This window comes from Paenibacillus mesophilus (assembly GCF_005938385.1).
Lineage (GTDB): Bacteria > Bacillota > Bacilli > Paenibacillales > NBRC-103111 > Paenibacillus_AB > Paenibacillus_AB mesophilus.
Genome location: NZ_VCRA01000024.1, coordinates 38,587 through 52,130, shown reverse-complemented (window position 1 = coordinate 52,130; position 13,544 = coordinate 38,587). Strand labels below are relative to the sequence as shown.

The 13,544-nt window shown below is 53.4% G+C and carries 10 protein-coding genes; 4 read left to right on the top strand and 6 right to left on the bottom strand.

The window, feature by feature from the left end:
- Positions 1-251: 251 nt before the first annotated feature.
- Together FE783_RS28940 and FE783_RS28935 are read left to right on the top strand one after the other, a co-directional pair.
- Complete coding sequence (locus FE783_RS28940; RefSeq protein WP_138882874.1) at positions 252-569, top strand: helix-turn-helix domain-containing protein; 318 nt, start codon at positions 252-254, stop codon at positions 567-569.
- A complete protein-coding gene (locus FE783_RS28935; protein WP_138882873.1) occupies positions 536-1,432 on the top strand; it encodes an IS3 family transposase in 897 nt (298 codons plus the stop codon). Before FE783_RS28940 ends, FE783_RS28935 begins: the two co-directional genes overlap by 34 nt.
- A gap of 102 nt (positions 1,433-1,534) precedes the next feature.
- Here FE783_RS28935 and FE783_RS28930 read toward each other — a convergent pair whose 3' ends face one another.
- Genes FE783_RS28930 through FE783_RS28920 form a run of 3 tightly spaced genes read right to left on the bottom strand, consistent with a single transcriptional unit; the run spans position 1,535 to position 4,029 of the window.
- Positions 1,535-2,224: a 4'-phosphopantetheinyl transferase family protein gene (locus FE783_RS28930; RefSeq protein ID WP_138882872.1), complete on the bottom strand. Its 690-nt coding sequence runs from the start codon at positions 2,222-2,224 to the stop codon at positions 1,535-1,537.
- 33 nt (positions 2,225-2,257) lie between these two features.
- Positions 2,258-2,986 carry an HNH endonuclease gene (locus FE783_RS28925; RefSeq protein WP_138882871.1) on the bottom strand — a complete coding sequence of 243 codons (729 nt, stop codon included), beginning with the start codon at positions 2,984-2,986 and terminating at the stop codon, positions 2,258-2,260.
- A 59-nt stretch (positions 2,987-3,045) separates the two neighbouring features.
- Complete coding sequence (locus tag FE783_RS28920) at positions 3,046-4,029, bottom strand: HD domain-containing phosphohydrolase (RefSeq protein WP_238403296.1); 984 nt, start codon at positions 4,027-4,029, stop codon at positions 3,046-3,048.
- Positions 4,030-4,338: 309 nt separating this feature from the next.
- Between FE783_RS28920 and FE783_RS28915 the strand changes: the two genes are divergently transcribed.
- Complete coding sequence (locus FE783_RS28915) at positions 4,339-8,037, top strand: heparinase II/III domain-containing protein (protein ID WP_138882869.1); 3,699 nt, start codon at positions 4,339-4,341, stop codon at positions 8,035-8,037.
- A gap of 107 nt (positions 8,038-8,144) precedes the next feature.
- Here FE783_RS28915 and FE783_RS28910 read toward each other — a convergent pair whose 3' ends face one another.
- Genes FE783_RS28910 through FE783_RS28900 form a run of 3 tightly spaced genes read right to left on the bottom strand, consistent with a single transcriptional unit; the run spans position 8,145 to position 11,880 of the window.
- Complete coding sequence (locus FE783_RS28910) at positions 8,145-9,296, bottom strand: Ger(x)C family spore germination protein (protein WP_138882868.1); 1,152 nt, start codon at positions 9,294-9,296, stop codon at positions 8,145-8,147.
- Positions 9,293-10,777 carry a spore germination protein gene (locus tag FE783_RS28905; protein ID WP_138882867.1) on the bottom strand — a complete coding sequence of 495 codons (1,485 nt, stop codon included), beginning with the start codon at positions 10,775-10,777 and terminating at the stop codon, positions 9,293-9,295. Before FE783_RS28905 ends, FE783_RS28910 begins: the two co-directional genes overlap by 4 nt.
- Positions 10,774-11,880 carry an endospore germination permease gene (locus FE783_RS28900; protein ID WP_138882866.1) on the bottom strand — a complete coding sequence of 369 codons (1,107 nt, stop codon included), beginning with the start codon at positions 11,878-11,880 and terminating at the stop codon, positions 10,774-10,776. The genes FE783_RS28905 and FE783_RS28900 overlap by 4 nt, the downstream gene beginning before the upstream one ends.
- A 302-nt stretch (positions 11,881-12,182) precedes the next feature.
- On the opposite strand from FE783_RS28900, the gene FE783_RS28895 reads away from it, so the two are divergent.
- Entirely contained in the window at positions 12,183-13,511 is a 1,329-nt protein-coding gene (locus FE783_RS28895; RefSeq protein ID WP_138882865.1) for an ABC transporter substrate-binding protein, read from the top strand.
- Positions 13,512-13,544: the final 33 nt, after the last annotated feature.

Genomic DNA, 13,544 nt, shown 5'->3' with positions numbered 1-13,544 from the left:
AATAGCGCAATGAGGTTTGCTAATAAGCAAATTTGGTTCATTGTTTACCTGAACGAAAGGGGCTTTGGGAGTAGAAGTCACTTCGAGGTAACTCCAAGTAGGAATGGGGATTTAAACGCAAAATTTACGGAAATTAAATTACCATTCAGTAGTTTTGCACACCAAAGGACCGTCCGGGGGTTTTGATATTATCCCCTTTAAGTAGACAGTGTTAAGAATCGACACTAAAGTCTACTTAGGGGGGATTTTTTATGGCTGAAAAAAAGAAAACTTATACGGTAGAAGAAAAGAGAATTGCTGTAGAGCTATATACCCGGGATGGGCTACCCTTTAGAGAAATAGCAAGGGAACTTCATATACCTCGTACAAATATAAGACACTGGGTAAGGCTATATGAACGAGAAGGCTTAGAAGGGCTTGAGGAGAAGAGAGGAAAGGCTAGGGGTCTACATAAAGGGCGCAAACGAAAGGACCCGCTTAGTCTGGAAGAAGAGTTAGTCAGACTGCGTGCGGAGAACGAATACTTAAAAAAGTTATGGGAACTGCAGAGGGGGAAGAGCCAAAAGTAGATTACAAGTATGTAACGATCGAGCAATTAACTGACAAGTATCCTGTTTCAATGTTGTGCGCTATTGCAAATGTATGTCGGAGCAGCTACTACAAATGGCTCAGGAGCACGCAGAACCCTTCTGCTAAGAAGCTAGAGAATGAGGTAATTATGGAGAAGATCTTGGAATGCCATAGACGATTAAAGGGCATCTACGGCTATTTGCGAGTTCGTGTGTGGTTGCAAAGAACCTACGGCCTAAACGTAAATCACAAGCGGGTATATCGTTTAATGAAGGCGCTGGGGATACGTTCAACCATCAGACGTAAGAAACCCTATTTCGGTTCCAAAGAGGCTACGGTAAAGTCGGACAATGTATTAAACCGTGAGTTCAATGCAACAAGTCCGAATCAAAAGTGGGTTACGGATATTACATTTCTGCCCTATAACCAAAAGAATCTTTATTTGTCCGCCGTGCTCGACATCTACAACAATGAAGTTATTGCCTATTGTATTGGCAAACGTAATGACCTTGATCTTGTGTTGGAAACTGTACAGAAGGCCACCTACAAGCGTAAAACAAAGAAAACCCTACTTCATAGCGATCAAGGATTTCAGTACACGCACAAGACTTACAATCGCCTTCTAGAGCAAAAGAAAATGGTTGTCAGCATGTCTCGTAAAGGGAACTGTTGGGATAATGCATGCATAGAAAGTTTCTTCAGTCACCTCAAATCGGAATGCTTCCATCTCCACGCCTTTGAATCGGAGGAACAACTTATTCAAGCCATAGAACAGTATATTCTCTTCTATAACAATGAACGTTTTCAGAAGAAATTAAACAACCTTAGCCCAGTTGAATTTCGGACTAAGGCTGCTGCCTAATGGCGGTTCTTCTATAATGTCTACTTGACAGGGGTAACTTCATTTTCTCCCGGACGGCTTTTCTTGCATTCGGAACCGGCAGCAGTCGGGTGACGGCGCCAATCAGAAGGAGACCCGCTCGATAAAGCTGCACCAGTCCAGAATGCAGGCGGTATCGGGAAGCTCATCCGATGTACTGCATGCCGCCACGAGATGTACGGCGTCTAACCGGAAGCTGGTGAACGAAAAGTCCGGGGCTTCCGGCGAATGCCAGCCTCCCTGTGCCGCCGGCGCAACCGTGAATCGGTCGAGAGGCATCGACAGCCCTTTGCCTATAGCCTTGATATAGCTTTCCTTCAAGGTCCACAGCCGGTAAAAGTAATCCAGCCGCCCGTCTCCCTCTCTGGCGAACAGATCCACCTTCTCCCGGGAAGTAAAGAAGCTTTCGGCGATGCGGTAATCGATGGGAACGATTTGCTCCACATCAATGCCGAGCGGGAGCGCGGTTGCGCTCCAGGCGAGAACGACCCAGCCGCCGGAGTGGGACAGGTTGAACGAAAAGGCCGCATCGCCTTCGAGAGCGGGCTTGCCGTACTCGTTGCAGGCGAAGCGGATATCGTCATTCGTCATGCCTGTATGGCGGACTATTGTCGAACGGACGAGCAGCTCGCCGATCAACGAACGGTACTGGTCTTCCTTGCGCACGAATTTGGCGATTTTGCGACGCTTGTCCGCCGATATTAGGGACATCCAGGCGCTCATAAGTTCCGGGGGAATCGATTCCGGCACTTGAACGGCACTTATCGATACCATGCTCCATCACCCGCGCTTATTCGAATTGGCGGTTCAATCGTCGTCGAAGCTTTCCATAAACTCGTCCAGACTGAGCGAGGCCTTAGTCTGGTTGCACACATTGCAGGCGCAGACGCAATTGGCGGGCGTCGTATGGCCGCCTTTGGCGCGGGGCAGCAAATGATCGATCGTATCGCCATATTCCCCGCAGAAATGGCAAATGTTCCGATCGCGCTGCAGGATGTACCGGCGAAACGATTTGTTGCTGTATACGCGGCGAATCGTGTGACGGTTGACGACGACGGCGGCGTGTTCGCGAACGAGCGTGACCGCGGTTTCCAGATCGGTCTCCTGCTGCCAGCGTCGCCCTTTGTCCGTCCTTCCGCGCATTCGGATAATGCCTTGCCGGGTCGGCTTCAGCACGGAGGCGTCGGGACCTTCCGGCTTGGGCGGAAGGTCGGGCAGCGGCCGTTTCGTTCTCCGCTTCGGTATTTCGGCGGGAGGCGTCACTTCCGGCGGTATCCCGGATTGCCCGGGAGGCAGCATCGCTGCCGGGGAATGGGGAACATCCGTCGCCTCGTCCGAGGAACTCTCCAATTGTTTTCTCAGCCTGCGGCAATCCCGGCAAGCCCCGCGGCGCGACGATTTGCCCGCCCGCCTGCCCGTGCGCCGCAAAAATTCGCCGGCAGGCTTCTGCTGCCGGCAATGGGCGCAAAGCTTCGTCTCCGGAGTATCGTTTTCCCGTATAGGATTGTGATCTGCATGATGCGTTTCCGGACCCATTTATGTACACCCCGTGTATAGTTTGCGGCTTCTGAACTTCTGCGTATAGGATGACTATATCATGAACCGTGCAGAGAAACGAACGTATCGATCAAATCCGGATCGAATGAGGTTCCTTTATGCTCCTGCAGGAAGGCGAGAGCTTGTTCCTCCGGCCATATTTCTTTGTAAGGCCTTCTCGATGTGAGCGCATCGTACACGTCCACGATGCTGACGACCCGGGCCTCGAACGGGATGTCAGTCCCCCGAAGCTTGGAAGGATAGCCGGAGCCGTCCCATTTCTCGTGATGATGAAGGATGATGTTTCTCGCGACGGAGAGCTCATCCTTGAAGAAGCTGTCTTGCAGCTCGCTGTTGATTTTCTCGAGAATGTCCACGCCGATCAGCGGATGCATCTCCACGATCAACCGCTCGTAGCTGGTCAGTGGTCCGGGTTTGTACAGAATTCCTTCGGGGACGCCCGACTTCCCTATATCGTGCATTATGCTCGAATGGATGACGCTTTGCATATAATCGTCCGAAAGCCGCAATTTCAACCGGTCATTGTGGCGGAGCAGAAAACTTTCGGTAATTTGCTGGACTCGGGTCAAATGGTCCTCGATGGCCGGGTCGCGAATTTCGCATGAAATGGCAAGCACCTTCAGGAGCACGCCCTGTATGTTGTTCCTTCTGTCTTCCGCGATGTAGATGCCTTCCTCCAGATGCTCCAGCTCCCGGAAGATGCCGACATAGTAGGTCTCTTCGTCGATAAGGTAGGGTGTAATCGAGATGGAGGAGTGCCATAGATCGCCGTTGCATTTTTTGTTAATAAAAATGCCGGACCAGCTTTCCCCTTTGTTTAAAGCTTCGTTCATGCTTTTGTATGTCGCTTTGTTCGTATATTTGCTCTTCACTACGCTCGCTTTCGCGCCGAGGATCGTTTCGCGGTTATAGCCGGTAATATGCTCGTAGGCGGAATTGACGTCCACGATATGATGGCGGGAATCCGTAATAATAACGGCGTCCGATAAGGTGAGGAACATGCGCAGCGATTCTTCGGTCATCTTTACTTCCCCCATTCTTCAAAAGGCAAAACTACAAATAGTTTATCATATCTATTCTGCGGCATGACACGCGTATAACGGCCCGGCGCCCCGCGACTTATGACAAATAAAGAACAATTATCGTCCTTGTACCGTTTAGAAGATTATGGTTAAATGACGGTGGGATGACGAGGTCGGCCTGCAAAATTGGATGAAAGCACTTTCTTTGATGCCCGGCCTAAAAGTCTGGTAAATAACGGAGCGTAAAGAGGCAGAGACGATGCGGTGGAAACGTCGGCGGCCGAGGTTGGTTCCGGAGGGAGAAAGTCGATGAGGAGTCGTGTTCGATATGGTACAGGTATTGGACTGGTTGTGTGCTGTCTTATGATCATAACGGGGATCGGACTAGGAAAAGGAGATGGCGGCGAAAATCGCGGCAGCCAGACCGCCGCCGACGTGCAAAGCTACGCCGGACTATGGGCCGTAGCGCCGAAACGGGGGCAAAACGTAACGGTAGACGGCCGGCTGTTGGAGCCGGTGTGGAAATCCGCCTTTCAAGCAAGCGGATTCGTAACGATGTTCGACAATAAGCCGGTCGAGGCGGATACGGATTTGTATGTACTGTACGACGAATCGAACCTGTACATCGGACTCGAAGGTCACCGGGACAAGACGGGTTCGGAGCCGGATACCGAGTTCGTCGAGGTGCTGCTTGAGCCGCGACAAGACGGCGGAGCCGTATACCGGTTGAAAATTCCGATCGCGACCGGCGAGCGGCCAATCAGAACGGATTGGGGAGCCGGAGTGAAGGAGTTAACGGGCGCCGACATCCATCTTTCCCGTGGAAGCGCCTCTTGGAAGGCCGAGGCGAAAATTCCGTTCCGGATGCTAGGCGTGGAGCGCGTATCCGAGGGCGAAGGTTGGCGGTTCAACGTCATGCGCTATTACGGCGTCGATTCGCTGCCGTTCAGCTCCTGGGTCCCGATCCGCAACTCGTATACGACGGACGTGGGCGATAAAACGGTCGGTCTCGTAGCGCATGCGCTGAATCAAGCCCGGATGGCGCCGTTATATTTCTCGCGTCCTCCCATCGCGGCAGGCGTGTCGGGTAACGTTGCAGTTCCCGGACATACCCGGCTCGTCTACCGGGACTTTCAAACGAAACAACTCGTCCTGAACGGCAGCCCGATTCCAGAGGGGATGGAGGTACAGCTGACATGGGTGTCTCCGGACGGAAAGTCGGCTCGATTGGATGACGTTCGCGTCGAAACGGACCGCGCGAGTACACGCATCACGTTCAGTCATCCGAAACCGCTCCAATTCGGGCTGTACCGGCTGCAGGTCGGTTTCCGCCAAGCGGACGAACCGGGTTCCTATTTCGAGCTGGCGTTCGACCGCGACGCCTTGATCGACGCGGGGAACAAGCTGGCCGTCCCGCCGGCGGCTGCGGGGACGAGAAGACAAGTGTCGTCGTCCACCTCCTCCGCGCAAGTGGAACGGCTTATGAAGCTGATACCCGATAAGGCCGGTTTCCTATTTACCGGTCTGCCGGAAAACCCGAGCCTCGGTCCGCATGAATTGTACAGCTGGAGCGCCGCAAGCCCGGAGCGGATCGTATCCAAAACGACGGGGACGGCATACCCGAACGCGAAATATCCGGAAACGCACAAGCTGACCGTCAAGAACCGGTTAGGTGCGACGGTGGAATACCCATACTACGAAGACGGGAACGGGCGCAAATATTTTTTCTCCGCCCACGCCTTGTATTTCCAGAAAGACTACGCGCTCCGTGAAACGGCGAAGCTCGCTTCGGCCGACCCGCTCGGTACGGCCCGGCTGCTGAACCGGTGGGCGGATGCTTATGCCGGTTACTTGCCGACCAACGACTATTACTGGACCAACTATCCGATTGAGGGCGGGGCGCCGTATCCGTATTGGGGAGGCGTCTGGTACCGGTGGTACACCGGTGAAATGATCAACTTGAGCTACCTGATTAACGCCTATGGCGATGTCCGCAAAACGAACGCATTCGAGCTGCTGAGCAAGGAACTCGGCTTCGATGTGGAGAAGAAGCTGGAAGACGGGCTGTTCAAGCCTTCCTTCGATTACGTCCGGTCGTTCCCGATACTCGACCATAACATGGAGTACACGACCTGGCTCGGTCTCATTCGTATGGCCAAAGCTTCGGGACAGCCGGCGTATATGCACGAGGCGGTGGAGCGGATCGAGCAGTTCGCCGCGAACAACTTCTTGTCCGACGGGTTCTGGAAAGAAGTAACATTGTCCTATCATAACCAGTCGATCAACGGACTGCTGCAGAGCATGACCGAGGCGAAAGGCTGGAGCGACCCTGCGGGCTACGTATCGCCGCGTAACGGCCGACGACTGGACAATATCGACTTGGCCGCGATGTATCCGGCATTGAACGGCGCCAGGACGATGCAGCATGTCGTCTCCTACCCGAACGGCAGCTATGTGCCGGTGCAGGATACTTGGGCGAGCGAGAAGACGGCGCAGCCGCGAACCGATCTCGGCTCCTACCTGCTCACCGGCTCGGGCATCTCCCGTCTGACGCTGGGCAGCGGGGCGGAGCAGCAGCAGCTATACTTGAATTTCGTGCCGAAATACGGGCATAACCATCTCGATCCGTTGAACCTGACCGTATTCGCCAAAGGGCAGGAGCTGCTCCCGGATATCGGTTATACGCATACGTTTTACCGGAGATGGGCGGCCTCGACATTGGCGCACAACACGGTTGTCGTGGACGGCAAAGATATGTCCGCGTCCGGGGAGGCGCGGCATGGCGGTACAATCGAGGCGTTCGTCGCCGCGACGGATACGGGCGTCGGTATCGTTAAAGCGAGCCAGAATGCCGCATACCCGCAAACGGACGAGTACAGCCGGGAGCCGTGGCTGATCGGGTTCGGCGATAAGCCGGGAGAGAGCGGCGGTTATGTTGTCGACATTTTCCGGGTATCGGGCGGCAACCGGCATGAATATACGCTGGGCGGAGACGCCAACCGGGACGGCGTATTCGCGACGGACTTGAGCATGACCCGATACGGGGACTATTTACTGCCGGAAGGAACTAAAGTCCGGATGCCGGAGTCCGAGAACGACACGGGCAGCGCCGACGGCCAATATTACGGCTACATGTACGTGCAGGATGTGAAGCGCGCGGAAATTCCCGACGGACGCTTCAATGTCACGCTTGAAACGACAGAGAACGGAACGGGCAAAGCTAAGCTCGGCATTACCGGGTTCATGGACACGGGCGGCGGGAACGAGCTGTTCATAGGCAAATCTCCTTCTATGCGGGCTACGAGGCTGTCGGGCACGTCCAAGGATATCAATACGGAAGCGGTCAAATATTGGCTCCCGAAGCTCGTCGTGCGCCGAAGCGGCACGAACTTGTCCAGCACGTTCACGACCGTCTTGGAAGCCTATGAAGGGACAGGCAAACCGAGAATCGAATCCGTGGTCAAGCTAATACCCGACGAGTCGGCCGAAGGCGATGTGGCTTTGCAGATCCGATACGGTACGACTACCGACATCATCTTGAGCTCCGCCGGAATCGGCCGGACGTTGAAGGTCGGGGATTTCGAGCTGGTCGGCAAGTACGGCTTGATCCGGATAGAGAACGGGGCGGTCGTGAAAATGGTGCTCGCGGACGGCAAGCTGCTGCGGGCAGGCGGCCAATTGATAACCGGAACAGGCGCCGTAACCGGAAACGTAACGGACGTGCTGCGGACTCTGGACGGCGATAAGGTCGACGCTCTCGTGACGGATGCGGACGTACCGGTCGATATGGCGGGCCGCTACGTAGTGGTCACCCATCCCGACGGCAAAACGAACGGCTATGCCGTGAAGGAAATACGCCGCGAAGGTTCGAGGACGCTGCTTGTTCTGAACAATACGGACCCGGGCTGGGACATCGCCGCCGACGGCAGCTCGAGCATGACCACTTATCCTCATACCGGCTGGCGCGGCAATCATACGCTTCGAATTGCGAATGTAATCATAAGATAGCAATATGAAAGCCCCCGGAGTCCGGGGGCTTTGTCACCTTAATTTCGGGGTCCCCGCAAAGTAATTGGAATAAGCTTCGAAGCTAGGCTTCACTTTGTGGGGTTCTCTCAATCGATTCTTCCTTTGTACTTGCCGGTATGCAGCAAATTCACTTTCACATCGATGCGGTCCAAAGACGATTCGTTCAATATAAATTCCCCGGTCGAATGCATATCGTGCCACACTTTCGGATATTTCCGGTACAGGCATTCTCCCAACTGCAGCACATCCACCTTGATTTCCAGCCCATTAAGGAAAGTGGCGCGGATTTGGTCGCTTATGACTTTGGCCGACATTTCCTCTATTTCCGCTTTCGGAATATTCCTCGTAAGCTCGTCCACGTAAGCCTTGATACGCAAGCTTATGTTGAAAGTTACTTTGCCGTCCCGGACAACGGGATGAATCCGGGGCTTAGGCTTGATCAAGACGATCGCCGCGTCCGGGGCGCTGTTATCCGGAATATGGATCGGGGAGCGCTCCAGTTTTTTCTGCAGCCAGCGGTAGCCTTGAAGGTCTCCTTCGGAAAGCCATCCGATCAATGAAGAAGCGTGAAAGTAATAGGAGCCGTCGATTTTGAACATCGGCTTCGCCTTCTTATCCTCGGTCCACGATTTCTTGTCGATGGAGATGGAAGGTAGCATCGCGGATTGGGCCGGTTCGTTGAACTGCGCAATAATTTTGTAGCCGTATACCGGCACGATGTAAGAGCGCTGCGAATAAATTTGCGACGGCGTATCCATGATCGTGTCCAGCGGGGACAAATTCAGGAGCGATTTCTGGGTGAAAATATCGCGCAGCGACTCCTTCGTGCCATACATCAGGACGTTATACCGGATTTCGCGGTAACGGTTCAGCATATCGTAGGCTTCCTTGACCCGTTGGCCGTTTTTCAAAAACGTTTCGGTGCACACGATCGACTTTACATGTCCCCAGAAGACGCGCAATTGCGAGGTCGAGTAGATGGAGTTGAGCGATTCGGTAACGGTCACGCCTTCCCCTCTGCCGATCCATACCGGAATATTTTTGCCCACCTGTGCCGATTCGCTTTTGGCTACGTTGGAAAAATTGAGCACCTGGATGTAGGTTATATAATGTTCGTTCTCGTAATCGAGTCCGATCGCGGTCACATAGGCCATATTTTGAATATCTTTGGAATTCCAGCAACCGGCCGGCAAGAGAAGGAGCACGCAAATGAACAGCAGGACTCCCGCTCTCTTCATTGGTCGTCTTTTCCTTCGTGGTCCGGGTCGATCGGATTCAGGACATGCGGCCGGCTTTTCATCTGGCTCCACGGAAGCCGGATATGGCTTCTGAGCATGTCTTTAAAAATGGGCGGAGACAAGGGCGACCAATAAGGGACTCCGAACGATTTAAGCTTGGACATGTAGTAGACGACCAGAATCAAGCCCAAGATGAACCCGTACATGCCGATCACCGACGAAATAATGAAAATCGCCAATCGGATGACGCTGATCATCGTACCCATCGACTGGTTGACCAAGGTCGCCGTCGATACGGCCGTTATGGAGCCGACGACGACTACGGCCGGCGAGACCAAGCCTGCACGTATCGCGGCATCCCCGACGATGAAGCCGCCGACGACCGTAAGCGTCTGTCCGATCGAGCTCGGGAGCCGGACGCCCGCTTCCCGGAATATTTCCAGAAGCAGCAGCAGCAGGAACATTTCCATCTGAATGGATAGCGGCAAGCCGATGCGTGCCATCGAGATGGTCGCCATAAGCCGGAACGGAATTTGATCCTGATGGAAGCCCGATAAGGCCACCCAAAATCCGGGGAGGAGAATCGCCAGCCAGAAGCTCACGAGACGGATCAAACGAGTCAATGACACGTATTGGAAGCTGAAATGAACGTCCTCGGGCGATTTCAGGATGAGCGCGAACGTCGCCGGACCGATCAGCACCATCGGATTGCCGTCTATCATGATGACGAACCGTCCGGCGAGCAGACTGGTGACAGCATAATCGGGGCGTCCGGTAAAATCGAGCAGCGGAAAAAGCGTATATTTGATGTCCGACAGCGCTTCTTCGAGTTGACTGATGCTGTAAATGCCGTCTATATCGATTTTGTCGAGCCGTTTGCGGACCTCCGTCAGCACTTCGGGGGCTATAATGTCCCGAATGTACAGAAGCCCGATCTTCGTACGCGTTCTTCTTCCCAAAACGGAAGTTTCGCAGCATAACGTATTGGTGCGGAGCCGCTTTCGGACGAGCGCGACATTGATCGTCAAGTCTTCGACGAAGCCGTCCTTCGGACCTTTGATGGAAATTTCGGTCGTCGATTCCTCGGGTGTCCGATCCGGCCGATTGGATATGTTGAGCTTGTACAGGATGTTCGTTTCCTGGAACGAGATGACGAGATCTCCTTGAAAAACCGCATCCATAATCTGCTCTTCGGATACGTCGGAGCCAAACGATATAAGCGGCAGCACGCCATGAACGTGCCCATGGCTCAAATGCTTGAACCCGTCTTTTTCATAGGCGCGGCTCAGCTCCGGAAGGACGATCTTGCCAAGCTGCGAGCTGTCGCACAGTCCTTCGGAATATATCATGAGCAGAAACGAGCCGGGATTGTTATCGGCGAAGCGATAAGCTTGGATTTGCACGTCGGCGGAATTGTCGAACAGCTGCCGCAGCCTATGCTCCGACCATGGCTCTGCCTTCGCATGCTTGCTGTCGCTCATGCCGTTCCCTCCTTGGCGGGTTTCGCGAACCATGCTAGGACGGCCCACGTGGTCGTGATGATCAACGTAATGATCAAGGAAATGGGGAAATAATACTGGAACATCTGCAAGTAAAACGTGTTGTACTGGCTGATCAGAACGGCCATCGCGAGAAAGCTCAGCGTGATGATCGTGATAAAACGGCCGCGGGACTTCGGTGTGCGGAACGGCAAAATATCGGCCAGCAGAAACTGAGCCAAGCTGATCCGCACGCTCGCTCCGGCTAGCCACTGGAAGACGGACAAGAAATCGACGTGCTCGATATAATTGCCCAGCTTCACGAGGCGCCATTGCTCATAAGGCGATACCATCTGCTTCGCGGCTTCCTTGGGACCGAACTCCGTAATCGCGCCGACAATCGGACCGAGCGTAATATAGACGAGAACAAGGCCGAGCAGCATGACCTGCCATGCCCGAGCCTTCTTCTTCAGCCGATGCTGCAGCAGAAGCAGCAGAAAGAGTTCGACAAATGCCCCTCCTGCATAAACGGACCCGTCGATTACGGGACTCCATCCGTTCTCCAGAATAGGCCTCAGCAGATTATAGTCCTTCTCGGTATGATTCGCTATGGAGACGAAATATCCGAGACAAACGACTACGGGAAGCAAAATTCCGGCTCCTACTGCAATCGTGCCGAGCCCGTATTTGGCACAAATGTGGCAAACGACGACCAAGGCGATTATAAGCACATATTGCGGTGTCGCGGGCAAATAATTGGAGACGGTCCATATCGTCGTGTGCAGGATCGTCATGATGCCGATCAAATACAATTGGATGCACACCGGTATGAGCAGCAGCCAAGCAACGAATGCGTTCGTTTGCCGGGTCAGCCACGTTTGGAGCTTCTGCCCCCTCGATTTATTCATAATATAAACAAGCACGGCGCACCATGGGACATACAAGGCGCCCGTCAGCAGCACTGTGATCCAGGCATCCCTTCCCGAGGCGTCCAGCAGCATCGGATTCACGATAACATGGCTCGTCAGTCCATTGAATAGCATCATGACCATAAACGCTTGGATGAAGGTGATCTTGCCGATCCGATTTCCGTTCGATTGTTCCATATCGTCTTCCCATCTGCGGCAATGAAGTTATAGCGGCGGGACAAGCATCAATATGTACCATTTCCTAGATTAGGCAAGGCTATGCACGGATAATAAGTCCCTTGGCACATTATGAAGCGACAGCCGCCACATGCTTACAATCACAAAAAAACATAAATTTTTTCAATAAAGTTACGTAGAGTCGTGAAAAGCTTCTCTGTTATAGTGTAAATGTTAAACGGTTGCAAGCTCTTGAATGGAGCAAGGGGGAAAGCGCTTTATTGCAAGCTGCACGACCGATTACTTTCCAGGAGGAGAGGCAGATGAGAAGAAGTAAAACGATAACCGCTTTATTCGTGCTCGCCGCGTTTGCGGTGGTGACCGGGTGCGGGGGGACCAAACCGGGAGCCGGCGGCGATAACGGCAAGACCGCGGATGCTCCCAAGAAGCCGGCCGTCAATACGACTCCGGCGACGCTGAAGCTGTATTTGTCCAACAGCTCGCTGAGCGATCAGGATGTAACGATGCTTATCGCGGAACCGGTGAAAAAAGTATTCCCTCATATCACCATTGAAACGGTCCGAAACGGGAAAGGGGCGACGATCGAAGAACTGCTCGCCACGGGGCAAACGCCGGATATTTTCTATACGAACATCGCCGATATCGGCAAATACAAGAGGCTTGGCCTGCTGGGCGACATTACCCCGATGCTGAAAACGAACGGGGTGGACTTGAGCCGCTTCGATCCGCAGATGCTTGCCGGCGCTTCGTCGGAGCAGGGAGAAGTATACGGATTGCCTTTTTTTGCGCACTTCAACGCCAATTACTACAACAAAGCGATTTTCGACAAGTTCGGCGTTTCCTATCCGCAAGACGGCATGACATGGGAGGATACGATCGAACTGGCTAAGAAAGTGTCTCGCGTGGACGCGGGGGTTACGTACAAGGGTCTTGATTTCGATACGATCGCCCGACTGGCGATGCCTTTGGCGATTACGCTTGTCGACGCTAAGACAAACCGGGCATCGGTCAATACGGACGGCTGGCGGACCGTTTTCACTCTGGCCAAAGAAATTTGGAGCATCCCGAACAACAAACCGGATAAGTTTAACACATTTCAAGCCCGGAACTGGTTTATGCAAGATCAAAATATAGCAATGCTGCCCTACAACAACTTGTTGAATATCGGTCTGGAGGAGGCGACGAAAAACGGATTGAACTGGGATTTGGTTCAGTATCCGAGCTACAAAGGGAAGCCGAACCAGTATGCGTTCGTCGATGCACAAATATTCAGCATTTCCCAAACGAGCAAATACAAGGAGCAGGCGGCACAATTGCTTAGTGTCGTGACCTCGGACGAGGTGCAGCTGCTGAGCGCGCGCAAGACGGCCCGATTCTCCTCGTTGAAAAATCCCGCGATGAAGGAAGCGTTGGGAGCGGATATGCCGTTTCTGCAAGGAAAAAACCTGAAGTCCATCTTCAAAAGCACCGCGCCGGCCGCTCCCGCTTTCTCGCCATATGATTCTTCGGACGTACGAAATATCTCGTTCAAAAGCTTCGAAGACTATATGAAAGGCAAAGACTTGAACACCGCCTTAAGAGAAGCGGAAGAAAAAATCAATCAATGGATCGAGACGAACAAGATGAAGTAAGTAACCATGAGGCTGGCAGCTCAAGTGCATTCA

What these genes read in the sequence shown, in the direction of transcription:
- FE783_RS28940 (WP_138882874.1), top strand. Translation starts at nt 252, where the DNA reads ATGGCTGAAAAAAAGAAAACTTATACGGTAGAAGAAAAGAGAATTGCT.
- FE783_RS28935 (WP_138882873.1), top strand. Translation starts at nt 536, where the DNA reads ATGGGAACTGCAGAGGGGGAAGAGCCAAAAGTAGATTACAAGTATGTA.
- FE783_RS28930 (WP_138882872.1), bottom strand. Translation starts at nt 2,224, where the DNA reads ATGGTATCGATAAGTGCCGTTCAAGTGCCGGAATCGATTCCCCCGGAA.
- FE783_RS28925 (WP_138882871.1), bottom strand. Translation starts at nt 2,986, where the DNA reads ATGGGTCCGGAAACGCATCATGCAGATCACAATCCTATACGGGAAAAC.
- FE783_RS28920 (WP_238403296.1), bottom strand. Translation starts at nt 4,029, where the DNA reads ATGACCGAAGAATCGCTGCGCATGTTCCTCACCTTATCGGACGCCGTT.
- FE783_RS28915 (WP_138882869.1), top strand. Translation starts at nt 4,339, where the DNA reads ATGAGGAGTCGTGTTCGATATGGTACAGGTATTGGACTGGTTGTGTGC.
- FE783_RS28910 (WP_138882868.1), bottom strand. Translation starts at nt 9,296, where the DNA reads ATGAAGAGAGCGGGAGTCCTGCTGTTCATTTGCGTGCTCCTTCTCTTG.
- FE783_RS28905 (WP_138882867.1), bottom strand. Translation starts at nt 10,777, where the DNA reads ATGAGCGACAGCAAGCATGCGAAGGCAGAGCCATGGTCGGAGCATAGG.
- FE783_RS28900 (WP_138882866.1), bottom strand. Translation starts at nt 11,880, where the DNA reads ATGGAACAATCGAACGGAAATCGGATCGGCAAGATCACCTTCATCCAA.
- FE783_RS28895 (WP_138882865.1), top strand. Translation starts at nt 12,183, where the DNA reads ATGAGAAGAAGTAAAACGATAACCGCTTTATTCGTGCTCGCCGCGTTT.